The organism is Streptomyces cavernae (genome assembly GCF_004023625.1).
Lineage (GTDB): Bacteria > Actinomycetota > Actinomycetes > Streptomycetales > Streptomycetaceae > Streptomyces > Streptomyces cavernae.
The window spans coordinates 401,030-426,301 of the sequence record NZ_ML137708.1 but is presented as its reverse complement, the minus strand read 5'-3'; the positions used below and the strand labels follow the sequence as shown (position 1 = coordinate 426,301).

At 71.1% G+C, this 25,272-nt stretch carries 23 protein-coding genes and 2 pseudogenes; 10 read left to right on the top strand and 15 right to left on the bottom strand.

Annotation, left to right across the window (positions count from 1 at the left end):
* The first annotated feature begins 1 nt into the window (after nucleotide 1).
* Together EF387_RS01950 and EF387_RS01945 are read left to right on the top strand one after the other, a co-directional pair.
* Entirely contained in the window at nucleotides 2-1,531 is a 1,530-nt protein-coding gene (locus EF387_RS01950) for a flavin-containing monooxygenase (protein ID WP_128374681.1), read from the top strand.
* 60 nt (nucleotides 1,532-1,591) lie between these two features.
* Nucleotides 1,592-2,470, top strand: a complete 879-nt coding sequence (locus tag EF387_RS01945; protein ID WP_128374680.1) for a fructosamine kinase family protein — start codon at nucleotides 1,592-1,594, stop codon at nucleotides 2,468-2,470.
* A 120-nt stretch (nucleotides 2,471-2,590) separates the two neighbouring features.
* Here the strand turns inward: EF387_RS01945 and EF387_RS01940 are convergent.
* The 8 genes and pseudogenes from EF387_RS01940 to EF387_RS01905 form a co-directional block, all read right to left on the bottom strand.
* Nucleotides 2,591-2,814: pseudogene (locus EF387_RS01940) on the bottom strand (alpha/beta fold hydrolase); the annotation flags it as partial.
* Nucleotides 2,815-2,937: 123 nt separating this feature from the next.
* The gene (locus EF387_RS01935; RefSeq protein ID WP_128374679.1) at nucleotides 2,938-3,681 is read right to left on the bottom strand and encodes a metallophosphoesterase family protein; all 744 of its coding nucleotides are present in this window, start codon (nucleotides 3,679-3,681) and stop codon (nucleotides 2,938-2,940) included.
* Nucleotides 3,678-3,941 (bottom strand): hypothetical protein, encoded by a 264-nt coding sequence (locus tag EF387_RS01930; protein ID WP_128374678.1) that lies wholly within the window; start codon nucleotides 3,939-3,941, stop codon nucleotides 3,678-3,680. The genes EF387_RS01935 and EF387_RS01930 overlap by 4 nt, the downstream gene beginning before the upstream one ends.
* Nucleotides 3,938-4,630 carry a nucleotidyltransferase family protein gene (locus EF387_RS01925; RefSeq protein ID WP_128374677.1) on the bottom strand — a complete coding sequence of 231 codons (693 nt, stop codon included), beginning with the start codon at nucleotides 4,628-4,630 and terminating at the stop codon, nucleotides 3,938-3,940. Before EF387_RS01925 ends, EF387_RS01930 begins: the two co-directional genes overlap by 4 nt.
* 307 nt (nucleotides 4,631-4,937) lie before the next feature.
* On the bottom strand, nucleotides 4,938-5,342 hold the full coding sequence (locus tag EF387_RS01920; protein ID WP_128374676.1) for a universal stress protein: 405 nt from the start codon (nucleotides 5,340-5,342) through the stop codon (nucleotides 4,938-4,940).
* Nucleotides 5,343-5,407: 65 nt separating this feature from the next.
* Nucleotides 5,408-6,910, bottom strand: a complete 1,503-nt coding sequence (locus EF387_RS01915) for a tripartite tricarboxylate transporter permease (RefSeq protein WP_128374675.1) — start codon at nucleotides 6,908-6,910, stop codon at nucleotides 5,408-5,410.
* Entirely contained in the window at nucleotides 6,910-7,443 is a 534-nt protein-coding gene (locus EF387_RS01910) for a tripartite tricarboxylate transporter TctB family protein (RefSeq protein ID WP_128374674.1), read from the bottom strand. The genes EF387_RS01915 and EF387_RS01910 overlap by 1 nt, the downstream gene beginning before the upstream one ends.
* Entirely contained in the window at nucleotides 7,440-8,450 is a 1,011-nt protein-coding gene (locus tag EF387_RS01905; protein WP_128374673.1) for a Bug family tripartite tricarboxylate transporter substrate binding protein, read from the bottom strand. The genes EF387_RS01910 and EF387_RS01905 overlap by 4 nt, the downstream gene beginning before the upstream one ends.
* A 97-nt stretch (nucleotides 8,451-8,547) precedes the next feature.
* Here EF387_RS01905 and EF387_RS01900 point away from each other — a divergent pair, with 97 nt between their 5' ends.
* A complete protein-coding gene (locus tag EF387_RS01900; RefSeq protein ID WP_128374672.1) occupies nucleotides 8,548-10,221 on the top strand; it encodes a sensor histidine kinase in 1,674 nt (557 codons plus the stop codon).
* Nucleotides 10,218-10,892, top strand: a complete 675-nt coding sequence (locus tag EF387_RS01895) for a response regulator (protein ID WP_128374671.1) — start codon at nucleotides 10,218-10,220, stop codon at nucleotides 10,890-10,892. The genes EF387_RS01900 and EF387_RS01895 overlap by 4 nt, the downstream gene beginning before the upstream one ends.
* A gap of 180 nt (nucleotides 10,893-11,072) precedes the next feature.
* Here EF387_RS01895 and EF387_RS01890 read toward each other — a convergent pair.
* Both EF387_RS01890 and EF387_RS01880 read right to left on the bottom strand, forming a co-directional pair.
* Nucleotides 11,073-12,002 (bottom strand): annotated as a pseudogene (locus tag EF387_RS01890) (NAD(P)-dependent oxidoreductase); the annotation flags it as partial.
* Between the two features lie 288 nt (nucleotides 12,003-12,290).
* On the bottom strand, nucleotides 12,291-12,983 hold the full coding sequence (locus tag EF387_RS01880; RefSeq protein ID WP_128374668.1) for a TetR/AcrR family transcriptional regulator: 693 nt from the start codon (nucleotides 12,981-12,983) through the stop codon (nucleotides 12,291-12,293).
* 116 nt (nucleotides 12,984-13,099) lie between these two features.
* Here EF387_RS01880 and EF387_RS01875 point away from each other — a divergent pair, with 116 nt between their 5' ends.
* Nucleotides 13,100-13,660, top strand: a complete 561-nt coding sequence (locus EF387_RS01875; protein ID WP_128374667.1) for an NAD(P)H-dependent oxidoreductase — start codon at nucleotides 13,100-13,102, stop codon at nucleotides 13,658-13,660.
* A 120-nt stretch (nucleotides 13,661-13,780) separates the two neighbouring features.
* The gene (locus EF387_RS01870) at nucleotides 13,781-14,341 is read left to right on the top strand and encodes a GNAT family N-acetyltransferase (RefSeq protein ID WP_128374666.1); all 561 of its coding nucleotides are present in this window, start codon (nucleotides 13,781-13,783) and stop codon (nucleotides 14,339-14,341) included.
* A 73-nt stretch (nucleotides 14,342-14,414) separates the two neighbouring features.
* Here EF387_RS01870 and EF387_RS01865 read toward each other — a convergent pair whose 3' ends face one another.
* The 3 genes from EF387_RS01865 to EF387_RS01855 form a co-directional block, all read right to left on the bottom strand.
* On the bottom strand, nucleotides 14,415-15,257 hold the full coding sequence (locus EF387_RS01865) for an LLM class flavin-dependent oxidoreductase (protein ID WP_128374665.1): 843 nt from the start codon (nucleotides 15,255-15,257) through the stop codon (nucleotides 14,415-14,417).
* Between the two features lie 422 nt (nucleotides 15,258-15,679).
* Nucleotides 15,680-15,805: a hypothetical protein gene (locus EF387_RS49335; RefSeq protein ID WP_274388910.1), complete on the bottom strand. Its 126-nt coding sequence runs from the start codon at nucleotides 15,803-15,805 to the stop codon at nucleotides 15,680-15,682.
* Between the two features lie 71 nt (nucleotides 15,806-15,876).
* Complete coding sequence (locus EF387_RS01855; protein ID WP_162467064.1) at nucleotides 15,877-16,770, bottom strand: PhzF family phenazine biosynthesis isomerase; 894 nt, start codon at nucleotides 16,768-16,770, stop codon at nucleotides 15,877-15,879.
* A 174-nt stretch (nucleotides 16,771-16,944) separates the two neighbouring features.
* Between EF387_RS01855 and EF387_RS01850 the strand changes: the two genes are divergently transcribed.
* From EF387_RS01850 to EF387_RS01835, 4 genes are all read left to right on the top strand, one after another.
* Complete coding sequence (locus EF387_RS01850; RefSeq protein WP_238431278.1) at nucleotides 16,945-17,832, top strand: helix-turn-helix transcriptional regulator; 888 nt, start codon at nucleotides 16,945-16,947, stop codon at nucleotides 17,830-17,832.
* A 105-nt stretch (nucleotides 17,833-17,937) separates the two neighbouring features.
* Complete coding sequence (locus EF387_RS01845) at nucleotides 17,938-18,645, top strand: TetR/AcrR family transcriptional regulator (protein ID WP_338058071.1); 708 nt, start codon at nucleotides 17,938-17,940, stop codon at nucleotides 18,643-18,645.
* Between the two features lie 179 nt (nucleotides 18,646-18,824).
* On the top strand, nucleotides 18,825-20,312 hold the full coding sequence (locus tag EF387_RS01840; protein WP_128374663.1) for a glycosyltransferase: 1,488 nt from the start codon (nucleotides 18,825-18,827) through the stop codon (nucleotides 20,310-20,312).
* A 34-nt stretch (nucleotides 20,313-20,346) separates the two neighbouring features.
* On the top strand, nucleotides 20,347-21,330 hold the full coding sequence (locus EF387_RS01835; protein WP_128374662.1) for an endonuclease/exonuclease/phosphatase family protein: 984 nt from the start codon (nucleotides 20,347-20,349) through the stop codon (nucleotides 21,328-21,330).
* A 278-nt stretch (nucleotides 21,331-21,608) separates the two neighbouring features.
* Here EF387_RS01835 and treS read toward each other — a convergent pair whose 3' ends face one another.
* Both treS and EF387_RS01825 read right to left on the bottom strand, forming a co-directional pair.
* Nucleotides 21,609-23,975 (bottom strand): maltose alpha-D-glucosyltransferase, encoded by a 2,367-nt coding sequence (treS, locus tag EF387_RS01830; RefSeq protein ID WP_128374661.1) that lies wholly within the window; start codon nucleotides 23,973-23,975, stop codon nucleotides 21,609-21,611.
* A 46-nt stretch (nucleotides 23,976-24,021) separates the two neighbouring features.
* Nucleotides 24,022-25,011, bottom strand: a complete 990-nt coding sequence (locus EF387_RS01825; RefSeq protein ID WP_128374660.1) for a Gfo/Idh/MocA family protein — start codon at nucleotides 25,009-25,011, stop codon at nucleotides 24,022-24,024.
* Nucleotides 25,012-25,272: the final 261 nt, after the last annotated feature.

Here is a 25,272-nt window from a genome sequence, read left to right as displayed (position 1 = left end):
CATGCCGAGCCCCGACGCCCCCGGCCCCGCCGCGACCGTCACCCGCGAGACCCACCACTCAGAGGCGCTGATCATCGGCGGCGGACTGTCCGGCATCGGAGCCGCCGTGGGGCTCCGCCGCACGGGAATACGCGACGTCGTCGTCATCGAGAAGGCGGACGAACTCGGCGGCACCTGGCGGGACAACACCTATCCGGGCTGCGCCTGCGACGTCCCGTCGGCCCTTTACTCCTACTCCTTCGCACCCAACCCCGAGTGGACGCGTGCCTTCGCCGGCCAGCCCGAGATCCGTGCCTATCTCCACCGTACGGCCGCGGCGCACGGCATCACCCCGCTCATCCGCTTCGGTACCGAAGTAACCCGTGCGCAGTGGAACCCCCACGACGCCCGCTGGCACATCGAGACCAACCGTGACCACTACACGGCGCGCTTTCTGATCGCGGCGGCCGGGCCCTGGCACGAGCCCCTGCTGCCGGACGTGCCCGGACTGGCCGACTTCCCCGGCGAGGTCTTCCACTCCTCGCGCTGGCGCCACGACCACGATCTGACGGGTGCACGTGTCGCGGTCGTCGGCACCGGCGCGTCCGCCGTGCAGTTCGTTCCCGCCATCCAGCCGCGTGTCGGCCGGCTGCACCTGTTCCAGCGCACGGCCCAGTGGGTGCTGCCCAAACCCGACCATCATGTGCCGCGCGCCGAGCGATGGCTGATGCGCCGCCTCCCGGTGGCCCAACGGGTCCTGCGGAGCGCTGAGTACGCGGCCCTGGAAGCCCTCGGCACGGGATTCCGGCATCCCTCGCTCCTGCGCGCCGTGCAGCAGGTGGGCACGCTCCACCTCAGGGCCACGGTCAAGGACCCGGGGCTCCGCCGGGCCCTCACCCCCGACTACACCCTCGGCTGCAAACGTCTCCTGCTGTCGAACACGTACTATCCCGCCCTCACCAGGCCCAACGTCACCGTCCACGCCACGGCGGTCGAGGCCGTCCGGGGCAGCCGCGTCATCGGCGCGTACGGCAGCACCGCGGACGTGGACACCATCATCCTGGGCACCGGCTTCCGCATCCTCGACATGCCCATCGCCCAGCGCGTGTTCGACGCCGACGGAGCCAGCCTCGACGACCGCTGGAAGGGCAGCCCGGACGCCTATCTGGGCACCACCGTCAGTGGATTCCCCAACGCGTTCATCCTCCTCGGACCGCACCTCGGCACCGGGCACTCATCCGCCTACATGGTTCTGGAAGCCCAACTCGACTACATCGCAGCTGCGTTGCGACACTTCCGCTCGGCGGGCTGGACCGTGATGGACGTACGCCCGGAGGTCCAGGCCGCCTTCAACGCCGAGGTCCAGCAGGCACTGCCGTCCACCGTCTACAACGCGGGCGGATGCTCCAGCTACTATCTCGACGGCAACGGCCGCAACAGCTTCAGCTGGCCCTGGTCGACGGGCCGAATGCGCCGACGTCTGGCCCGGTTCGACCCCGAGGCGTACACCAGCACGTCACTCACCCCGGAAGGACACCCCGTGTCCGGCTGACGCCGTCGACGCCCGGGGTGGGCCTCCACAACCCGACGACCGGAAGAGCGGCTAACCGGAATGCAGCAGCGAACCCCACCCCCGGTGCCTCCCGCCGTCGCCGAATGGCTGCGGCTCACGGGACACGGCCAGGTCACCCGCAGCGAGGAACTGCACGGTGGGTCAATCAGCTCCACCACCCGCATCACCGGCGCCTCGGGGAGCAGTTGGATCCTCAAGCAGTCCACCGACGCTCCCGCCGACCTCTACCGCCTGGAGGCCGCGGGCCTGAGGCAGCTGGCGTCGGCCGGAGCCCTGCCCGTGCCGGCGACGCTGTTGTGCGGGGAGCGGTACCTCCTGCTGGAGGACCGCGGGAGCCACGCCTTCACCCGCGCGTCCTGGACGCACCTCGGACGCGGACTGGCCCGGCAGCACCAGGTCACCAGCGAGCGGTTCGGACACGTGACGGACAACTACATCGGCCGGATGGTCCAGCGCAACACCTGGAGCGACGACGGACACGCCTTCTTCGCTGAACACCGGCTGCTGTGCTGGCTGGACGCGCCCGCCTGCGCCCGGGCCCTCGGCCGGACGAACCGGGCACGCGTGGAACGCCTGGCACACCGGCTCCCCGACCTGATACCGCAGCAGCCCGCCGCGCTGCTCCACGGCGACCTGTGGCACGCCAATGTCCTTCCGGGCCTGACCGGGCCGCCCGCCCTGTGCGATCCGGCCGTGTACTACGGCTGGCCCGAGGCGGAGCTCAGCATGCTCTACGGATGCGGCGCGGTCCCCGAGGAGTTCACGGCCGCCTACCAGGAGATCAGCCCCCTCCAGGACGGCTGGCGTGAGCGGCTGCCCATCCTTCACCTGCGTGAACTCCTCAGCGTGCTGGCGCACTTCGGCGGCGACGGCGACACGCTCCGCAGGATCACGGAAGTCCTGGACATGTACAGCTGAGCCGCATCGCTGCCTGTGCCGCACTGCTGCCTGTGCCGTACCGATGGCACCCACGTGTCGGCAGACAGTCAGGCATTGGTCGATTTTGTTTAGTCAGGAGCGTTGCCTAAAGATGCGGTAGTGGTGCGGGGTGGGCGCCGGGCCTGTGGACCGGCCGTACCCCGGAGATCGGGACAGACCACGGTGAAACCGCGCCGGACGAGGAGCGGGGCGACGCGATGCCAGGTCGCAGATGTCCGGGGGTGGCCGTGCAGCAGCACCACCGGCGGCCCTTCCCTGCCGTAGCGAACGGAAATCGATGCTTCATCGACCTGAACCCGCTTGGTCTCAAACCCCTCGAACAAGGCCCCAACCTCCCGCCCTCGTTGGTACACCGCCCCGACACTCATCGGCCCAGGACAACTCCTCACTTGGTGACGGTGTAGTGCCGGGATCGCGTCGCCCACCGGGCCGGCCGCGGCGGCGGTTCACGCGGCCGCGGACGCTTCGCTGCCGTGCAGGTGGTACACGCTGAACGCCCGGCGGATGACCGGCTGCGCGACATTGCGTACGCGCACGCCCCCGCTGGTCATGCCGTGTTCCGTGCCCGCGTGGGCGTGGCCGTGGACGGCGAGGTCCGCGCCCGCGGTGTCGATCGCCTCGGCCAGCAGATAGCTGCCGAGGAACGGATAGATCTCCAGGGGCTCGCCGGCCAGGGTGTCGGGGACGGGGGAGAAGTGCGTGAGCGCGATCCGCGCCTCGCAGCCCTGCCGTGCCAGGTCCTCGAGACCGTCGCGCAGTCCGTCCGCGCAGCGACGCGTGTACCGGATGAACTCCTTCATCAGCGGCTCCCCGAACTCGCTGCCGCAGCGACCGGCGAACCCGCCCCCGAACCCCTTGGTTCCGGCGACACCGACACGTGCCCCGTCGACCTCGACGACCGTGCCCTGACCTTCCAGGACCCGCACGCCCGCCTCCCGGAGGACGGCGGTGACCTCGTCCGGCCGCTCGTCGTGATGGTCGTGGTTGCCGAGCACGGCGACCACCGGGACCGGCAGGCCGCTCACCTCCCGGGCGACCACCCGTGCCTCCTCCGGTGTGCCGTGACGCGTGAGGTCACCGGCGAGGAGCAGGAGGTCGGCGCAGTCGGGAAGCGTGTCGAAGGCCGGCCTGAGCAGCCCCTGGCTGTCCTTTCCCATGTGGATGTCGCCGACGGCCGCGACGCGGATCATGCCAGTTCCTCCGGGTGGTCGGGGGCGGTGGTCTCGGCTACCACGATGTCCGTGTGGACCGTGAGCCCCGCCAGTTCGTCGCGCACCACGTGCAGCAGTTCGTCACGGCACTGGGTGGTGGGCACGGTTCCCCGCACGGACACGGTCGTCCCGCGCACCTCCACGCGCATGCCCAGTTCGCCCAGTTCCTCGGCGGCGAGCCGTTCCTCCAGGTGCGCGACCCGGTACTCGGTGTTCGCCGCTTCGCCGTACTCGCTCATCGGGTTCCCCTCGGTGGTGCGATCACCTGCAGACGCTCCAGCAGGTAGAGGAAGGCCGCCGGCATCGGCGCGTCGTGGGAGTCCTCACGGATCCGCTCCCAGTCGACCTTCTCCCGCAGCGTCCGCGCGATCGGCAGCACGGCACCGAAGTCGCAGTGATGTTCGGAGAAGGATGCGAGCAGGCTGCGCATCAGGTCGGTGGGTGCCAGGACTGGCATGCGTACCGAGTCCACGGACAACTCCTCGGCCCTGCCCAGCAGTTCGGAGGTGACCGGCTCGTGGGCCAGCTCGAAGATCAGGTCGATGTCCTGGCCCAGGCACTTGGCCTTCAGCAACCAGTCCTCCGGCGGTTCGTAGACCACCAGACCGGCCTCGCTCAATGCGGAGACGACCGCGTCGGCGTCCTCTCGTCTGACGCAGAAGTCGGCGTCATGCTGCAGGTTGGCGGTTCCTCCGTGGGCGTAGACGGCGACACTGCCCGCCACGGCGAAGCTGTGTCCGTGCCGCTTCAACAGGGAACCGACCTGCTTCGTCGCCTCCAGGATCGCCTGGTGACGGTCGTGTGGCAGCTCCGTCTCGGGTTCCTCGGCCCCCGCGGGCCGATACCCCTCGTCGGCCGGCCGCACCGCCAGGTGCAGGCCGGGAACAGTGCCACGCTCGTCCCGAGCGGCGTCATCCGCCTGCTGCATCGCTGCTGCTCCCCTCTACTGGTTCCACTGGACCGGACAGCACCTGAGTACGGGTCCCCGCTCCACCGGCGCCCAACCACCCGCGGCCCTTCCCCGGACACCCGGCCCCCTCGACGCCAGGCCGTCGTGGCTGGGCTTCCCGGCTCCGGGCCCTCGGCCCCCCGTTCCCCTGCCCCCCGGCCCCCGTTCTCCTCCCCCGGCCCCAGCCCGACGGATCCCGAGCCCCGCTCCCGGCCCCGGGGATATGCGAAGGGCCGCACACCCACGAGGTGTGCGGCCGTTCGGCGAGTCGGCCGGGGGGCCGGGTTCAGGACGTGGTGGCTGCGGCCTTCACGGCCAGGACCGGGCAGCCGGCCCCCAGCAGGATCTGCTGCGCGGACGAGCCCATGATCAGCTTGCCCACCGCGCTGCGCCGCCGCAGGCCGATCACCACCAGGGACGCCTCCGACTTCTCCGCCAGCTCGATGATCTCCTCGGCGGCGTCACGTCCGCCGAGTACCTGGCGGATGTCGAAGTCGATCCCCAGCGCGGCCAGGTCCTCGCGCACATGGGCCAGATCGGGCTCCTGCGCGAACCGGGTGTCCACCATCGCATCACCTCGCGAAGTGTTCACCACCAGTATTCTCTCGCCACGCCGACGGGCCTCGTCGATGCCCGCGCGCAGCGCCGCCTCGCCCTCGGGCGAGGGTACGTATCCGATCAGTACGGTCAAGTCTGCTCTCCCTCCCGGGTAATTCCTGGTGATCCCGGGTGATCCAGGACAACCTCGGACAGGTCTCAGGCGCGGCGCGCCGCCCGCAGGGGACGGACGACGAACCGCCGGATCAGCGGCCACGCCAGCATCAGCACGACCGTCGTGTAGACCGCGTAGGACACCGGCCCGCCCACCAGGCCCGACAACTCGCCGCCCGAGAGCTGCAGCGAGCGCCGGCCCTGGAGTTCGGCCCGGGGGCCGAGGATGACGCCCACGATCAGCGGCAGCACCGGCAGTCCGAACCGCCGCATCGCGAATCCCAGGAGTCCGAGCACCAGCAGCACGAACAGGTCCACGGGCTGGGCGTTGACGGCGTACGCGCCCATCGACGCGAAGAACAGGATTCCGGCGTACAGGTAGGGGCGCGGGATCCGCAGCAGCTTCGCCCAGGTGGGAGCGAGCGGCAGGTTCAGCAGGAGCAGCAGCAGATTGCCGATGAACAGGCTGGCGATCAGCGCCCACACGAGGGCCGTCTCCCGCTCGAACAGCAGGGGGCCGGGCTGGATGCCGTGCATCTGGAACGCCGCGAGCATCACCGCCGCGGTCGCGTTCGCCGGCAGCCCGAGGGCCAGCATCGGGACCAGGGTGCCCGCCGCGGAGGCGTTGTTCGCCGCCTCCGGCCCGGCCACGCCCTCGATCGCGCCCTTGCCGAACTCCTCGGGGTGCTTGGTCAGCCGCCTCTCCGTCGCGTAGGACAGGAAGGTCGGGATCTCCGCACCGCCGGCCGGGAGCGCGCCGAACGGGAAACCGTACGCCGTACCGCGCAGCCAGGGCCGCCACGACCGCTTCCAGTCGCCGGCGCCCATCCACGGCCGGCCGACCGGGGTGACCTCGGCGGGCTTGCGCCGCAGATGCGCGGCGACCCACAGCGCCTCGCCCACGGCGAAGATCCCCACGGCGACGACGACCACGTCGATCCCGTCGGCCAGCTGGGGGATGCCGAGGGTGAGCCGCTGCTGCCCGGACACCGCGTCAATGCCGACGACACCGATGGTCAGACCCAGCAGCAGCGATATCAGGCCCCGGATACGGGACGAGCCGAGCACCGACGTGACCGCGACGAAGGCGAGCAGCATCAGCGCGAAGTAGTCCGGCGCGCCCAGGCTGACCGCGAACTCCACCACGAACGGTGTCACCAGCACGAGCAGCAGGGTGCCGATGGTGCCCGCGACGAAGGAACCGATCGCCGCGGTGGCGAGGGCCTGTGCGGCCCGTCCGGCCTTGGCCATCTTGTTGCCCTCGATGGCCGTCACCACCGAGGACGACTCCCCAGGGGTGTTCAGCAGGATGGAGGTGGTCGACCCGCCGTACATACCGCCGTAGAAGATGCCCGCGAACATGATGAACGCCTGGACCGGCTCCATGCCGTAGGTGATCGGCAGGAGCAGGGCCACGGTCATCGCCGGGCCGATGCCCGGCAGCACGCCCACCGCGGTGCCGATCACGACACCGATCAGCGCCAGCAGCAGGTTCATCGGGGCCACGACGTCCTCGAAGCCCTGCATCAGATGGTTCAGGTTCTCCATCACAGGATCCCTTGCAGCACACCGGCCGGGAGATTCACACCGAGCCCGATCGCGAAGGCGTAGAAGGTGATGAGGGACAGGGCCACCGCGATCGCCAGATTGCGTACGTAGTGCCGGTTGCCGAGGGCGAAGGCGGTGCCCCAGAACAGCAGCGTGCCGCTGATCACCCAGCCGAGCCGTTCGATGAGCACCGCGTTCACCAGGAACGCGACGATCAGCAGCAGGACCGTGCGCCAGTCGCTGCCCTGGGACAGGTCGACGTCCTCGCCGGCCTCCGGCTCACCGCGGCCGCCCCGGGCCACGTCGACCGCGTACACCGCCGCGACCACCAGGAGCAGCACTCCCAGGATCACCGGCACCGTGCGCGGCCCCACCGGGTCGGTGGTGCTGGTGAGGTGCCGGATGCCGAGCCCGTCGACGATCACCGCGGCGCCCAGCAGGGCGAGGAACGCGCACACCCCGTACTGTGCGCGGTCCTTGCCCTCGGGGGAACGGGTGCTCTCCGCGCTCCGTTCGTCTACCTGGGAGCTCATGCCAGCCCGAGCTCGGTCAGCAGATCGGCGACGGACTTGTCCTGTTCCTTGATGTAGGTGGCGAACTCGTCACCGGTGGCGAAGGCGTCGGTCCAGCCGCGCTTGCTCAGCTCGGCCTTCCACTGGGTGGAGTCGTGCATCCTGGTGAGGGCGTCGATCCAGGTCTCCTTCTGGTCTTCGGTGATGCCCGGAGGGGCGACGATGCCGCGCCAGTTGGTGAAGACCAGGTCGATCCCGGACGACTTCAGCGTCGGGGCCTTCTTCACGGCGGGGATCGCCTCCTCGCTGGTCACCGCCAGCACCCGCACCTGTCCCGCCTCGATCTGGTCGAGGAACTCGCCGAACCCACTGGCGCCGAAGGCGACCTTGTTGCCGAGGATGGCGGGCAGCAGCTCACCGCCGCCGTCGTAGCCGACGTAGTTGACCTTCTTCGGCTCGATGCCCACGGCCTTCGCCAGCTGCATCGGCAGCAGATGGTCCGGGCCGCCCGGCGACGAGCCGCCGCCCACCGAGACCTTCTTCGGGTCCTTCTTCCAGGCCTTCACGAGGTCGTCGATCGTCTTGTACGGGGAGTCCTTCGACACGACGATCGCGCCGGCCTCCTCGATCAGCTTGGCGAGCGGCGTCGTGTCGGTCAGGGTCGCCTCCGACTTGGACGTGTACGCGGCTCCGACGACGCCCAGGCCCATCTGCATGGCCAGCTTGCCGTTGCCCTTTTCGTTCACCAGGCGCTGCAGCCCCACGGTGCCGCCGGCCCCGGGCAGGTTGTACACCTGGACCCCGGAGGCGACCTTGGCACCCTGCATCACCTGGGCGACGGTGCGGGCGGTGACGTCGTATCCGCTGCCCGGGGTGTTGGGCACCATCAGACGCAGTCCGCTGACGGGCTTGTCCTTCCCGCCTACGCTGCCCGAATCCTCCTTGTTCGCGGTGGCGCCGCAGGCACTGGCTGCGAGCATCGACACTGTGGCAAGAGCTCCGAGAAGTGCGGCTCTGCGAGTTCTCATGGCTCATCTCTTTCGCTTGAGCGAGTCCGGCGCCATGATTGTGCGGTTCCGCGGACAGCCCGTCTGCGTTGTGTGACCATTGAAGGTTGAGTTCATAGTGGTCGTGACGTCCCGACGCCATACGCTCGCCGGTGAGCTGCTGGTGCTGCAGCTCGCCATCGTGGTGATCGTGCTGGTCGCGGTGGCCGCCGTCTCGCTGGCGCAGTCGAAGGCGACGTTCGACCGGGTCGAAGGACGCCGGGTCACCGCGCTCGCCGAGGAGATGGCCGGAAATCCCCTGCTGCGCACCCAGCTCGTCCGTCCGGCACCCGGCGAGACGCTCGCCCCGCTGCTGCAGACCAAGCTGACCCAGACGAACGTCACGTCCGTCACGGTCGCCGATGACCGCGGCGAGATCGTGGCGGCCACCAATCCCACCCTGGTCGGCACCCGGCTGCCCGTCGACGGAATCAGCGCCGCGCAGGCGCGCGGCTGGTCGGGGGAGCTGCCGGTGGGCGGCGTCCGCCAGCTGGTCGCCCAGGTCCCGGTACTCAGCGAGCACAGGAACCACGTCGGCGAACACGTCGGCACGGTGATGATCGGACGGGCCTCGCCCTCGGTCTGGCAGCGGCTGAGCGGCGCCTCCTCCTACCTGCTCGCCTACCTCGGCATCGCGAGCGTGCTCGGCGTGGCCGGGTCCTGGCTGCTGGCCCGCCGGATCAAGCGCCAGACCCTCGGCCTGGAACCCCGCGAGATCGCCGGCCTCGCCGAGCACCGCGAGGCGATGCTGTTCGGCATCGCCGAGGGCGTGATCGCGCTCGACCCGCAGCAGCGGCTCACCCTGGTCAACGAGGTGGGTCGCGGACTGCTGGACCTGCCCGAGGACTGCGTCGGGATGAGCCTGACCGATCTGGGCATCGAGGGCAGGCTTTACGACGTGCTGGCCGGCGGTGAACGCGGTGCCGACGGCGACCACGGCACCGGACGGCGCGACGAGGTGGTCGTCCGCCGGGGCCGGGTGCTGGTGATGAACCGGATGGACGTCACCAAGGACGGCCGCCGCCTGGGCTCGGTGACGACCCTCCGGGACCGTACCGAACTGGCCCAGCTCGAACGGGAACTGGGCTCGTTCCGCAGCAGCACCGAACTGCTGCGCGCGCAGGCCCACGAGTTCTCCAACCAGCTGCACACGATCTCCGGGCTCATCCAGATCGGCGAGCACGACGAGGTCGTGCGCTATGTCCGCGCCCTGCGCAAGCACCGCGAGTCGCTGGATCTGACCCTCACCAGCCGGGTCCGCGACCGGGCCGTCGCCGCACTGCTCATGGCCAAGTCCGCGCTCGCGGCGGAACGCAAGGTCAGGCTGCGGATCTCCGAGCGCACCGCCCTCGACCGGCTGGAGCCGACGGACTCGGCGGACGTGGCGACCGTGGTCGGCAACCTCGTGGACAACGCCCTCGACGCGGCCGCGGCCCAGGACCCCGCCCCCGGCCAGGAGGACGACGCCTGGGTGGAGGTCGAGCTGCGCCAGGACGCGTCGAGCGTGGAGATAGTGGTGCGCGACTCGGGGCCGGGCGTGGCCCCCGAGCTGGCGCAGGAAGTTTTCTCCCACGGTTTCACCACCAAGGCCGCGCAGGGCGGCGACCGGGGCATCGGGCTGGCGCTCACCCGGCTGGTCTGCAAACGCAGGGGCGGGGAGGTGTCGGTCGCCAACACTCACGCGGGCGCCATGTTCACCGCCAGGATGTCCGTGGGGCAGCTGACCGAACGGGAGACGGAGGAAGTCCGATGATCGACGTCCTGGTGGTCGAGGACGACTTCATGGTGGCGCGGATCCACCGCGGATTCGTCGACAGTGTCGAGGGCTACCGCGTGGTCGGAACGGCGAACTGCGGGGAGCAGGCACTCACCGCCGCGGCCGAGCTCCAGCCGGATCTGGTCCTGCTCGACCTCTATCTGCCCGACATGTTCGGACTGGACGTCATACCCCGGCTGCGCACCGCGGGCCACGACTGCGACGTGCTGGTGATCAGCGCAGCCCGGGAGGCGGACGCGGTCCGGGGTGCCGTCCGCCAGGGCGTGGTCGACTACCTGCTGAAGCCGTTCGACGCCGAGGACCTCAAGGAGCGGCTGGAACGCTACAGCGCCCGCCGCCGCAACCTGCGCGCGGCGATGGTCAGCGGGCAGGCCGACGTGGACCGGGCGCTGGGGCGGCTGGCGGCCCCGGCGGTGACACCGACCCTGCCGAAGGGGATGAGCGTGGAGACCGCGGAACTCGTCGAACGCGCACTGCGCGCCACGGACGGAACGCTGTCCGCGGCGGAGTGCGCGACCCAGGTCGGCATCTCCCGTGTCAGTGCGCGCCGCTATCTCGAGTACTTCAGCGTCACGGGCCAGGCGGAGGTGACGCTCCGCTACGGTCACGCGGGCCGCCCGGAGCGCCGCTACCACTGGGACGCTTGATCCTCACGTCGACCACCGCCCGGTTCCGACCTTGTCCCGAGCCGGCACCTCGTCCTCGATCGCCGGACGGGCTGCAACCACCCGGCCCCTCCGGCGTGTGAGGAGCGCTGTCCGGGGCCGAGCCCCGGAGGAACGGGACCGGGTAGGGCGGAGGGGGTGAAAAGCCGACCGGGCAATCCGTCAGGCCCCGGGAGCGGCACCGCCGGGCTCGGGGTCCTCCCCGAAGGAGGCGAAGTACGCGGCCGCCATGTCCTCCTCGCCATGCCCCTGCGCCGCGGCCCGCCGCAGGCGCTCCGCGCCGGCGGCGGCCACGTCGAGGCGGACGCCGTTTCGCCGCCCGGCCTCGACGATCAGCCGGGCGTCCTTCTCCGCGGTGGTCACCGCGAAGCTGGCCGGTGTCAGCCGCTCGTTGAGGATGAGGTCGGCCTTGGCGCGCAGGTAGCCCATGTCGAGCGGGCCTCCCGCGATGGCGTCGAAGAACTGCCGCGGGTCCACGCCCAGGGCCCCGGCGAGGGCCAGCACCTCGCCGGTGGCGCTGGTGGCCGCGAGGACCCAGCTGTTGGCGACCAGCTTCAGCCGGGTGGCACCCGCCCCCGCGCCGTCCTCGCCCGTCCACACGGTACGGGCGCCCACGGCCGCGAAGACCGGCGTCACCGTGTCCCGGCCGTCGACCGGCCCCGCGGCCAGCACCAGCAGCTGCCCGGCCTCCGCGGGCTGCCGGGTGCCGAGCACGGGCGCGTCGTAGAAGACCAGCCCGTGCTCACGGGCGAAACGGGCGAGCTCCTCGACGGCCTCGATGCCGGCGGTGGTCGACTGCATCCACGCGGTGCCGGGACGCAGGGCCGGAGCGGCCTGCCGCATGACGTCCAGCGCTGCCGGGCCGTCGTGGAGCATGGTCAGGACGACGTCGGCGTCCGCCACCGCCTCGGCGGGGTTCCCGGCGATCTCGACGCCGTCCGCGGTGAGCGGTTCCGCCTTGTCGCGGGTGCGGTTCCAGGCCCGGACGGTGTGTCCGGCCCGGGCGATGTTGCGGGCCATCGCGGCCCCCATGATCCCGGTGCCCAGGACGCTTACGGTGAGCTTGTCGGTCATGACGCCAACTTCCTGATCCGTCCGTCGTGTTACTCGGACGCTCGCTGTCGGGTTACCTGGAGGCCGGGCGGGTCACCTGGGAACCGCCCGGGGCGCTTGGGGACTGCCCGGGTCACCTGGGGGCTGCCCGGGGCACCTGGAGGCTGCCCGGACCGGCCCGTCCAGCCGGGCCTGGTGGCCGATGAGCATGAGCTTCGGCCGCTCCAGGACCGGCGCCGCGGCCGGACGGCCGATCCGGGTCTCCTGCGTGAACTGAGGGACCCGGCTCCGGCAGGCGGCCCTCACCTGGTGAGTCCCCCTCACCCCTCATGCCGTCCGCGCTCCCGGTGCCAGGCCCTCCACCAGGTCGTACCAGCCGGCCTCGAGACGTTCGAGGGACATCCCGCGGCGGGTGAGCAGATGGTTGACGAGCATCGGGTCGAGGTAGCTCAGCAGCACCTGCGCCTTGAGCTCGGTGTCACCGCCGGCCCCCGCCTCGCGCAGCAGCAGGGTGACGTGGGTGAGGCGCAGACGGTGCGGCGCGAGGGTGTAGTTGCGGGTGACGTCGGCCCGGGCGGCCAGGTAGAGGTCGTCGTGGGTGTGCTCGTGACGGATGACGGCCGGCCCGAAGGCACGCAGACGTTCCCCGGCGGGAGCCTCGGGACCCAGCGGGGGCGGCCCCGTGAGGAAGGCCGCCTGGAGCTGCCGCTCGCGGTGGTCGAGGAGTGCCAGCAGCAGACCCGTGCGGTCCCCGAACCGCCTGAACAGCGTTCCCTTGCCGACGTTGGCCGCGGCGGCGACGGCATCCATGGTCAGGTTCGCGGCGCCTTGCTCGGCCACCATGCAGGAGGCGGCCTCCAGCAGGCGCGCCCGGTTGCGTGCCGCGTCGGCCCGCAACTGGGGGCCCGGCTCCCCGACCGGGAGGAGGGAGAGCTCCCTCCTGCTCTCCGGAATCACGCCCGACCCGACCGGGGCCGCGCACGACGGGGTGCCGATCGTGTACGAGGGTGAACCGTTCATGGCGCCAGCGTAACGTTTCCCGGGGGAACTGGACCACGGTCCGCTTAGGTGCTACAAATTTCAACCGGGGACCTGGTGTCCCCATATCAGTCCCCCTTTCTTTCAGGAGTACCGCCATGTCCGTACGTATCCTCGCGCTCGTCGGCAGCCTTCGCGCCGGATCCCACAACCGCCAGCTCGCCGAGGCGGCTATCAAGCACGCACCCGAGGGCGTGGAGATCGACCTGTACGAGGGCCTGGCCGACGTGCCCTTCTACAACGAGGACATCGACACCGAGGCGGGGCTCCCGGCCGCGGCCGCCAAGCTGCGTGAGGCGGCCGCCGGCGCCGACGCCTTCCTGCTCTTCTCGCCCGAGTACAACGGCACCATTCCCGCCGTGCTGAAGAACGCGATCGACTGGCTGTCCCGTCCGTACGGCGTCGGCGCGCTCTCGGGCAAGCCGGTCGCCGTGGTCGGCACCGCGTTCGGTCAGTTCGGCGGTGTGTGGGCGCAGGACGAGACCCGCAAGGCGGCCGGCATCGCCGGTGCCGCCGTGCTCGAGGACGTCAAGCTGTCCATTCCCGGCTCCGTGACCCGCTTCGCCGAGACCCACCCCGCCGACGACACCGAGGTCGTCACCGGGCTGACCCAGGTCATCGAGCAGCTGACCGCGCAGACCGGCAGCGTCGCTGCCTGACCGTCCGCGCCGTCCGCGTCGCTGCCTGACCGTCCGCAGCGTCCCTCGGCCGTGAGAAGATCCGTCGTTGCGAAGATCCTTTTTCGGGATCCGCTTTCGGTCTCATGGTGAAGGGTGACGATGTACGCGATATCCCTGGGCGACGACGGCGCGGAGCTGCGTCCGCTGGAACCGTGGCGGGCCGAGGAGTTCCTGACCCACGTCAACCGGGGGCGGGAGTTCATCGGCCGGCACATCGGGCTGGCGGACGCCGTGACGGACCTGGCGTCGAGCCGCGCGTTCCTCCAGGCGTACGCGGAGAAGGCCGCGGCCGACACCGGTCGGATCCACGGCATCTGGACGGACGGCGAACTCGTCGGTGGCGTTCTCTTCCGGACGATGGACGTCGCCCAGGGCACCGTCGAGGCGGGCTGCTGGCTGGAGCCGACCGCGGTGGGCCGGGGGCTGGTGACCCGGGCCGCCCGAGTGATCATCGACTGGGCCGTCGAGGAGCGGGGCATCCACCGCGTGGAGTGGCTGGTCTCCACGGCGAACAAGGCCAGTGCCGCCGTGGCCCGGCGGCTGGGGATGACCAAGGACGGAGTGCTGCGGGAGAGCTTCCTGTACCGGGGCCGGCGCAGCGACATCGAGGTCTGGTCGGTTCTCGCCCCTGAGTGGCGTGCGGTCGGCCGGACACCGTAACGCGCGGCTGGCACCGCCGCCGTGCCGAGGGCTCCCCGTCACCGAAGGAGCGCCGGTCCACCACCGGGGACGGTCACAGACCGGCGGCGGCCGCGAAGGCGCGCAGTTCCCGTGGGATGTCCGGGCCGGCGGGCTGGTACACGACGGAGGTGGCGCCGGACTGCCTCAGCAGTTCGAGCCGCTGCCGGACCTGCTCGGGGGTGCCGGTGTTGGTGGCGGCCTCGATCGCATTCGGGGTCAGGAAGGGGCGCTCCTGCTCGGTGACACCGATCAGGAGCTCGCGGTGCGTCTCGATGTGCCGGCGCTCCGGCGGCACCGTGGCCAGCCAGGACTGGTAGCCGCGCACCTCGTCCGTGCCGGCGAGCGGCCCGAACTCACCCAGAGGCAGGGCCGGCGCGGCTCCCGGACCGGCGGCCTCCACGACCCGGTCGGAGTCGAGTTCCTCGCCTGCCTCCAGCACCGTGCCGTAGGTGGTGACGATGCACCGCCCCTCGAACGGGATCGGCTCGGAGCTGTGACCGGGGTTGGTGACGATGCCGTCGGCGACGCGGGTCGCGGTGGCGAAGCCTTTGGGACCGTGCGCGGCGGCGAGGGTCGGGACGTCGGTGACCGGCGCGAGCCCGGAGTGCCGGGGGTGGGTCAGGGTGATCGTGGCACCCTCCCAGTCGATCTCCTCCCCGGCCGGCAGCGCGCGCCGGGCCAGGATGTACTGCTCCACCTCCCTCCAGGGGGTGCCCTTGCGGCCGAGCAGCGCGGCGCTGGTGAAGCCGGCTCCCACCCCGATCTCGACCCGCCCGGGGGCGAGCGCCGCGAGGGTCGCCCCCGGCCCGGCGTTGTCGACGAGGTGGCGCAGTCGGGGCGTCACCACGCACACGCCGAGCCGGATCCGCGAGGTGCGGTCCGCCGCCCGGCCCAGAGTGGACGAGGTGGCGCAGTCGGGGCGTCACCACGCACACGCCGAGCCGGATCCGCGAGGTGCGGTCCGCCGCCCGGCCCAGGGTGGACGAGGTGGCGCAGTCGGGGCGTCACCACGCACACGCCGAGCCGGATCCGCGAGGTGCGGTCCGCCGCCCGGCCCAGGGTGGACGAGGTGGCGCAGTCGGGGCGTCACTCTCGACCCGCCCGGGGGCGAGCGCCGCGAGGGTCGCCCCGGCCCCGGTGCAGGGGCGGCGGGGTACCGGGATGGCCTTCCTCGCGGGGCGCGTGGGAGAGGGCCATCCGGTTGGGGCGGCGGGGCGCGGAAGGTCCCCGTTGGGGCGGCGTGGGGGGAGGGCCCTCCCGGCCGGAGCGGCGGGGTGCGGGACGGCCTTCCGGATGGCCTTCCGGTCGGGCAGGCTGCTACGCCGGATGTTCCTGGTTGACGAGTTTGCCCAGCAGTACCAGCAGTTGCCCGATCTCCTCGTCGCCGAGGACGCCCATCCACGCGTGCTCCCGGGCCGTCTGGCCCTCGATCGCCTTGTGCAAGTGCGGCGCGGGCAGGGCACTGAGGGCCCGGCCCCTTGGGAGACACGCGGGTGTTGCGACGGAGGGGGGTGCTAGCCGATCGGGACGGCTTGTCCGGTGACCCGGGTGCGGGTGTCCTGCGGTGTCACGTCGATGAGCAGGTCGCTGGGGCGCCCCATGTCCTCTCCCTGACGGATCGCGATCCTGGCCGGCCCGGTGACCAGGCCCAGTGCGTGGAGGTATCCACCGAAGGCCGCCGCCGCTGCTCCCGTCGCCGGGTCCTCGACCACACCGCCCACCGGGAAGGGGTCTCGGGCGTGGAAGCGCTCCGGCGACTCGCGCCACACCAGGTGGACCGTCGTCCACCCGTGCCGACGCATGATGTCGGCGAGCCCGTCGAAGTCGTAGTCCAGGTCCGCCAGGCGCTCGCGGGAGCGGGCGGCCAGCACCAGGTGGTCGTTGCCGGCGAAGGCCACGTGCGGCGGCAGCGCCGGGTCGAGGTCTTCGGTAGCCCAGTCCAGGGCCTTCAGCGTCGCGCCCAGTTCGGCTTCCGCGGCGGGACGTGACCGGGCCGGAACGCTGGTGAGGGTGGCCGTCACGGTTCCGTCGCCGTTCACGGTGGTGGCCACCGGAATCTCGCCCGCGAGGGTGTCGAGGACGATGTCACCGGCGCCCAGCCGTTCGGCGAGGGCTACGCCCAGGGCGACGGTCGCGTGCCCGCAGAAGGCCACCTCGACGAGCGGGCTGAAATAGCGGACCCGGAACCGGCGCGCCGCTTCGTCGCGTTCGGTGACGAAGGCCGTCTCGGAATAGCCCAACTCCGCGGCGATCGCGAGCATGGCGGCCTCGTCGAGCCCGGAGGCGTCGGGCACGACCCCGGCCGGATTGCCGCCCGCGGGATCGTCGGTGAAGGCGGAGTAGCGCAGGATCTCGGTCATCGGCTCGGGACGGTTCCCGGAGGCGGCCCTGCTCACATTCGTGGTCATGGCGCCACGCTGTCATCCCCTGCCGATCGGGTTCAACGACATTTTGAGCTGTCCGGTCCGGTGGAGATGAGCGGTGACCGGCAGGAAATGAGCAGTCGAACGGTCTGGAAATGAGCCGTCGGACCGGCCCACACTCCCTGCGTCATCTCGGTCGGGCAAGGAAACGAGCGGTACATGTGCACGCACTGCGACGCGGTGGCCGGCGGTGAGGATCTTCGGAGCGAGAACGAGCACGAGCACGAGAACCGGAAAGAGCACGAGAACCGGCAAGAGCACGAGCACCCGATCGAGCCCGAGCACATGAGCGACGGCGAGCTCGAGGACGAGGCCGGCGACGGTGGCGCTGCGGGGCGCCAAGGCCCGCCGGTTCCGGCCGGGACCCGCGGCCCGGCCGTTGTCTGCCGTCCCACCCCGCCCGCACCCGTCCGCCGGCCCGTCCCCGTCGTCGTACGGTCGACCGATCCGCTGTCCCGCGAAGGAGCGACCTCGTTGCTGGGCCGCCTCAGTGCCGTCCAGGTGATCGACGGAGCCGACACGCCGCCCGGCACCGTGACCGTGACCATCCTCGACGTCCTCGACGACACCTCGATGCCCCGGTTGCGCCGACTGCTCGGCGCGGACGAGGCCCATGTCGTCCTCGTGGTGGGGGAGATCGGCGAGGAACAGCTGCTCGACGTCGTCGCCGGCGGGGTCAGCGCCATCCTCTGGCGACGGCAGGTCACACCGGAACGGCTGCTGCACGCCGTACTGGCGGTCGCACGGGGCGACGCCGACATTCCGCACGATCTGATGGGCCACCTGCTGGCCCAGGTGGGCCGCCTCCGGCGGGCCGGACCGGGCGAGCCGGGCGGGCCGGACCAGCCGCAGGACGGCCTGACCACACGTGAGACCGATGTGCTGCGGCTGCTCGCGGACGGTATGGACACCGATCAGGTCGCCCGGAAACTCGGGTGCTCCACCAGAACCGTGAAGAGCGTGCTGCACGGAATGACCACCCGCTTGGGCCTCAACAACCGCACCCACGCCGTCGCCTACGCGCTCCGGGGCGGCCATGTCTCCTGATCTGCCGGGCGGCGGCGCCGCCCCCAGGTGCCGCCCCACCACCCCGCGCGACGGTGCGGAACGACCGCGACGGCCCGCCGCACTCGGCGGCGCGGGAGAGTGACCGTGACCTCCTCACCGCGGGCCCGCTACCGCGAACATACGCGTACCGAGATCAAGGACATCGCGCTCAGGCAACTCGCCGACGGCGGTGCCCCGGCGCTCGCGCTCACCCGGATCGCCAAGGAGATCGGCCTGTCCGGCCCGGCCCTGTACCGGTACTTCGACAGCCGGGACGCCCTGCTCGGCGAACTCGTCCAGGAGGCCTACGCGGACCTGGGCGCCGCGGTCCACGCCGCCGCGAGCGGCCGGCCGGCCGAAATGCCGGGGCGTGCGTTGCTGCACACCCTCGCCGACGCCTGCCGCGGCTGGGCGATCACGCACCCCCATCGCTATCTGCTGATCGAGGGCACCCCCGTGCCCGGCCCGACCGCCCCGCATGACGCCCTCGACAGTGCCCGCGCCGTCCTCGGCCCCTTCCTCGCCGCGTTCCGGGAAGGCCGCCCCACCGCGGCGGTCCAACCCGTGGTGGCAGAGATGGCGCGCTGGGCGGAGAAGGACGAGGCCGTGGGGGAGTGGATCAGGCAGTACGTCCCGGAGGCCGAGGAACAGCCCGGCCACGGCACACTGCTCGCCGGGGCCGTCCTCGCCCGGACCCATCTGCACGGTGTGATCAGCCTGGAGGCGTCCGGGCGTTTCACGGAACTGGGGCACCCCGGGGAAACACTGCTCACCGCGCACATCGACAGCCTTGCGGACGCGTTCGGTCTCTGAGGCCGCCGAAACGCCGCGACGACAGGCGGCGCCGGTATGACGTACGGAGTCATGACGATCACGTCCGACGGGTGGAAAGCATCTCGAACACCCCTGAAGATGTACATAGAGGAATTCTTCCTGACGTATGCGTGACGAAGGGGAGAACGACCAGGAAACCCTTGACGGGCGGTCGTCCCATGACACAACTCGACCCCATACCGGTTACCGACGAGGCGACCCCGCCGGTCGTCACGCGGCCCACCCTGCCCGAAGCGGACATCGACCCAGCCGAGCCGTCGCTGCTCAGCGACACCATCGGAGCCGAGCGCACGGCCGGACTGACGGCGGCCGTCCAGGACCTTCAGGAGCGGCTCGACGGCCGGCGCATCGTCGACATCAACTCGACACTGACCGGCGGCGGCGTGGCCGAGATGCTGTACCGGCTGCTGCGCTACAGCCGTGGCGCCGGCATCGACGCCCGATGGTTCACCATCGAGGCCGACCCCGCGTTCTTCGCGCTGACCAAACGGCTCCACCACCTGCTGCACGGCGCGGACGCCCCCGGCCCGGCGCTGGACCGCGAAGCCACCACCCACTACGCGGCGATCGGCGAGCGCAACGCCCAGGCACTCCTGCGCTCCGTACGGTCGGGAGACCTGGTCACCCTGCACGACCCGCAGACGGCCGGGCTGGCCGGCCCGCTGCGGCACGCCGGGGTGCGCGTCGTGTGGCGGTGCCACATCGGCACCGACAACCACAACCACCGCACGGACCAGGCCTGGGCGTTCCTGCGGCCGTTCCTGGAACCGGCGGACGCCTTCGTCTTCTCCCGAGCCCAGTACGTGCCCGAATGGCTGGCCGACCGGCAGGTCGCCGTCATCCAGCCGTCGATCGACCCCCTGTCGGCCAAGAACCGGCCGATCGACTCCGACACCGCCGCGGCGATCGTCGGCCGGATCGGGCTGCGCGCCCCCACCGGCGGCGACGGGCCGGCCGTCTACCGGCGCGCCGACGGATCCATCGGCGTCGTCCGGCAGGACCCGACCTGCCTGTACAGCGAAGCGCCGCCGCCCGCCGACGCCCCCCTGGTCGTCCAGGTCTCCCGCTGGGACCCCCTGAAGGACATGGCCGGTGTGCTCAGCTCCTTCGCCGACGCCGACAGCTTCCTCGACGGGGCGCATCTCGCGCTCGTCGGACCGGACGTCTCCGACGTCGTCGACGACCCGGAAGGCCTCAGGGTCTTCGAAAGCTGCGCCGAGCTGTGGCACAGACTGCCCACCCGTACCCGCGCCCGCGTTCACCTGGCCTGTCTGCCGCTGACGGACCCCGAGGAGAACGCCGTCATCGTCAACGCCCTGCAACGCCATGCCACCGTCGTCACGCAGAAGAGCATCGCCGAAGGTTTCGGACTGACCGTCACCGAGGCCATGTGGAAAGGGCGTCCGGTCGTCGCCAGCGCCGTCGGAGGCATCCGCGACCAGATCGAACACGGCGTCCATGGCATCCTTCTCGACGACCCCCACGACCGGGCCGACTTCGCCGCGCAGACAGGCGGCCTCGTGAAGGACCAGAGCCGGGCCGACTTCCTCGGCGCCGGAGCCCGGCAGCGCGTCCTCGAGTACTTCCTGGACGACCGCCAACTGCTGCAACAGGCCGCCTTCTACCGCTATATCGCCGCACTGTGACCTGCGCCTTTCCTTCGCGAGGAACGAGGACCGCGTGCCGCCCGAAGCCGACATACTCACTCCGCCCGACGCCGTCTCAGCCCGGGTGGCCCGGCTGGACGCGGTCCTCGACGGGGCTGTTCCCAACCGCCGACGCGGCCGCAACATACTGGTGGCGACCTGGAACATCCGGGCCTTCTCCGGCCTGACCAAGAACTGGACCACCCCGCAGGGCACCGCGCCCCGGCGGAACTTCACCGACGTCCACTGCATCGCAGCGGTGATCCGCAGATTCGACGTCGTCGCCGTGCAGGAGGTGCGCGGAAACCTGCGCGCACTGCGTCATCTGCTGAAGGTGCTCGGCGACAACTGGGCGTTCGTCCTCACCGATGTGACCCTCGGTGACGCGGGCAACGACGAGCGGCTCGCCTTCCTCTTCGACACGCGCCGCGTCAAACTCTCCGGACTGGCCTGCGAGTTGGTGGTCACGGTGGAGCGGGAGGTCCCAGGGGTGACCGCGAGCACCCTCGACCGGCAGTTCGCCCGCACCCCGTACGCGGTCAGTTTCCAGTCCGCCGGGCAGACGTTCACCCTCGTCACCCTGCACGTCAACTACGGCAAGCAGGCCGCCGACCGGGTCCCGGAACTCCGGGGCATCGCCGAATGGCTGGCCCGCTGGGCGGAACGCGAATTCGACTGGGACCACAACCTGATCGCCCTCGGCGACTTCAACATCGACCGCGCGGACGACCCCCTGTTCAAGGCCTTCACCTCCACCGGACTGACCCCCGCACCCCAACTGGCCGGCCTGCCGCGCACCATCTTCGACAAGCCGGGCCGGGCGCACTTCTACGACCAGATCGCCTGGTTCACCAAGGGCCAGCGGGGCCGCCCCGTGCTGAACCTGGAATGCGCCGACGCCGGCCAGGTCGACTTCGTCACCGAACTGCTCGGCGCCGGCACACTCGTCGACCTGTCCTGGCACATCTCCGACCACTTCCCGCTGTGGGCGGAGTTCGCGATCCCTGAGAACTCGTAGCTCTAAGGGGTCCTTGCACTATGCCCGCCCGGGTCGCGCGGCCTGGCACCGCTCCCCCAAGCTCTCGGCTGCGCTCGAGCAGGGGGCACCCCCATCGCCGCGTTGCCGAAAAGCCCAGGTAGCTCCTCCCCCAAGCTCTCGGCTCCGCTCGAGCAGGGGGCACCCCCATCCAGGGCTCTCCGGCGTCTTGCGATGCTCCCCCACAGCCCGAAAGGCGTGGGAGGTGCCCCCAGCACCAGACCACGCGACCTCATCGGACGCTCATAGTGCAAGGACCCCTAAACCTGGTCGTCGTCCGCCCCGGCCTCGGTGCCGTCCGCCACCGACGGGTTCCGGAAGACCAGGAACAGCCCGTCGTGCCCGCGCAGATCGACGGCGAGCGCCCGCATGTCGTCCACCACGCCGATGTCCCGTCCGGTCAGCTCGTCCCGCGCCGTCCAGCCCGGCTCGAAGTGCTCCGAGGTCACCGAGGCGGACATCGGAGCGGGGCTGAAGTTGAGGACCGTTGCCTGGAGTTCACCGACGGTGGTGCCCTGATGGATCATCACCAGCATGGCGGCGTTGGGGACCGACGGGACCTCGATCTGGTCGGCCGTCGCGATACCGGTCTCCTCGCGGACCCGCAGAACGTGCCCCAGCTGCGAGGCGAACGACTCCGGGTCGGCGAGCTGGGCGGGCAGACTGCCGTACAGCGTCTGCCCCTTGGGCATCCCCGAGGACGACGCCCGCGCCTCGGGCTGATAGTCCATCAGATCGTAGGCGGCGCGGTGGATCCACCGGGTGTCCCCGGTCGCCAGCAGTTCCGCCACCAGCTCCCGGTCCAGGGTCAGCAGACCGCACAGGTCCCAGCCGGAGAGCGAGAACACCCCGGGCTGCAGCGCGTTGAACATCGCCAGCAGCAGATGTGCGCGCTTGATCTCCTGCACGTCCTCCTTGGCGAGGTCCGCGAGGCTCGTGTGCCCGAGACAGGCGGCGATGACACTGGCCGTCGTGGAGGCGATGCCGTTGGTGGTGAAGATCGCGTTGTACGGGGCGTTGGGCGCGGTCAGCGCCTCGACCAGTTCACCGCGGACGTGCTCGGCGAGCTGACCCCCGGTCACCTCCACCCCGTGGTAGGGGAATAGGTCATCCTGGTGCAGGGTGCCGAAGTGGACGAGCTCGTAGGTCAGTTCGTCGTGGTTCTGCAGCGCGTGCACCAGGCTGCCGGCCGCGACCCCGCTCTCCAGTGAGATGTTGAGGGTCAGTCTCAGGAACTCGGTGTCCTGGGTGGCGAGGGCGTGGTGGTAGGCGGGCCGGTTGACGAAGTCGTAACTCAGGTCCGCCCCGGCCTCCGACGTGATCTTGATGTCGTCGACCGTGAGGTTCAGCTCCTGGAAGGTGAAGCCGCCCATCTTGCGCACCATGCTCGCGATCAGCTGGTTGGCCGCCTCCGACAGTGGATGGCCCTCCGACCAGGCGGGCAGCCCCTCCGCGCTCTTCTCCACCCCCAGGAACCCGTTGGCGTCCAGCCTGAGCGCGCCCGAGCCCAGGTCGCCCAGCGAGTGCAGCGCGTCACCGATCACCAGCCGCATACCGGCGAAGGTCGGGTCGAGCCAGTTGATCGACGGCTGGCCCTCCTTGAAGTAGTGCAGATACACCCAGCGCCGGGTGACACCGTCGGGGCCGACGACCTCACGGGTCGCGCTCCAGTTGGTGTCCTTGATCCCCGGACTGTGGAAGATCACCCGTTGCAGCCGGCCGATGATGTAACCGGCCCGCTCCAGTTTCTCCTCGGCCTCGGCGTCGAGGTTGGCCGAGTCCCGGCCGGGCGTCACCTCGGGCAGCAGATGCCAGTCCCCGGGCTCGATCTGCACCATGTGGTAGATGCCCGGGTAGTCCTCCACGTTCATCTCCGCCAGCCGGAAGTCCGGGCCCTTGCCGGTGTGTCCGGGCACGATGTCGTCGATGATCGTGCCGTCGTGGTCCGCGGCGACCTGGCACATGCGCCGGAACTCCTCCTCCGTCCCGAACGCCGCGTCGATGTCCGTGCTCACCCGGTCGAAGTGGCCGTCCACACTCGGCGTCGGCTCCCAGCCGCGGACCCCGCCGGCCCGCTTGACCGGGCCGGTGTGCACGGCCCTGATCCCGATCTGCGCGAAAGCGGTCCACAGCGCGGGATCGGCCAGCGTGCCCAGGAAGCTCTGCCCGGGCGCGGTGATCAGCGAGATCGGGTACGCGGTGAACCACACCGGGGCCGCGCTCACCGCGCTCTTGGGGTTGGGGCGCGCGAACGGGTTCTGCCACATGCTGCCCTGACCCGTGAGCTGGACGGACAGCTGCCGGGCGTCCTGGAGCATCGACTCCCGGCGCAGCCACGCCACATAGTCCGGGTTGGTGCCCACCGGCTCCCCGGTCCGCTCGTCGGCAGTCGGCCGTCCCTGTGGCCTCAGCCGGGCCCGCGGGCGCAGCTGCCGCGGGCGCGCCGGATAGAACTGCTCCGAGTACGTGATCTCCGTCGGTTCGTGGGCCTCGACGGGGGTTTCCTCGGGGGTTTCGTCAGGGGGGCCGTTGGAGTCGGGGGTGTCGTTGGAGTCAGGGTTGTCGTTGGAGGTGTCGGCCTGCGGGCCCGTGCGGTCCAGGTCTGCTGCTCCCGGTGGCTGGTTCATCTGCGTGCCGTTCGTTCGGTGGGTGCGGGTTTCAGCGTCACGTGGTTCACCCGGCGGTAGGTGCCGCCTCGGTCGCGAAGGGCCGGGGAACCGCGGCGCGGTCGGGCAGGGGACGGGAGAGCTGCCGCTCCGCCGCGTCGAGGACGGCGACGACGTCACGGGCGTAGAGCGCGTCCAGGGGGTGCGGCCGGCCGCTCCGAGCGGACTCCCGCAACTGGTCGACGGCGCGTGCGAAGGCCTCCCGTGCGCCCCCGGTCAGCACGGGCAGCGCATGACGGCCGCCCGGTCCCCACACGACGAGCGAGGCCCCCTGCGCGTTCTCCGGCGCGGTGACGGTGAGGGTCAGCGAGCTCCCCGGGCCGCCGGTGTGCTCCAGGCCCAGGTTGACGGTGTCACGCACCCCGCGCGCCGCGCTGACCCGTTCGACGGGCGGCAGCAGGGACAGCACGAGCGACAGGGCGTGCGGTCCGACGTCCCACAGACCGCCGCGCTGCTGCCGCCAGAGGGAGTCGGCGTACGGACCGCCGGGGACGTCGATCGCCCCGGCGAGGCTCGCCACGACGCCCTCCCACGGCCCGTGCCGCTCGGCCAGCTCCCGCATCCTGGCGAGCCAGTCCATCACCTCCGGCTGGTAGAGGAGGGTGACGAAGTTGACCGACGCCACGCCGGTCTCCCGGACCGCGACGACCACCTCGTCGGCCGCGGACACGTCGAGGGCGAGCGGCTTGTCCAGCAGCAGGTGCCGGCCGGCCCGGGCCGCACGCACCGCCAGGGGCGCCTGGATGTCGGGCGGCAACGCGATCGCGACCGCGTCCACCTCCGCCAGCAACGCGTCCAGGTCGGCGAAGCCCCGGCCGCCCTCGTGCTTCGCCGCGTCCTCGGCCTTGGCGGGATCCCGGCCCCAGAAGCCCACGAGCTCCACCTCCGGGTGTGCCGCCAGCGCCGCGCCGTGGCACCAGCGGGCCCAGTGGCCGGTACCGAGGACACCGAAACGGCGGGGCGCCTTCGAGGCACCGTCCTGTGCGTTGTCGGTCACCGACGACTCCTGTCCTGTCCGTGTTCACCCTGGAACGCCACCCTGCAACACCAGGATGCTCTCGGACGGGTGTCCCGTACGGGGAGGGGCAGTGCCGGTCGGGACCAGGAATTTGACCGTCCCTTTCCGAAACACCGCTTCGAGACACCTCTGAACACCGCTTCGAGACATCTCTGAGCACTGCTTCGAGACACCTCTGGCGGACGGCCACGGACAGGGAACCCGCTCACGCCGCTCGGCGTGGCGGTGGCCGTCGTTCCC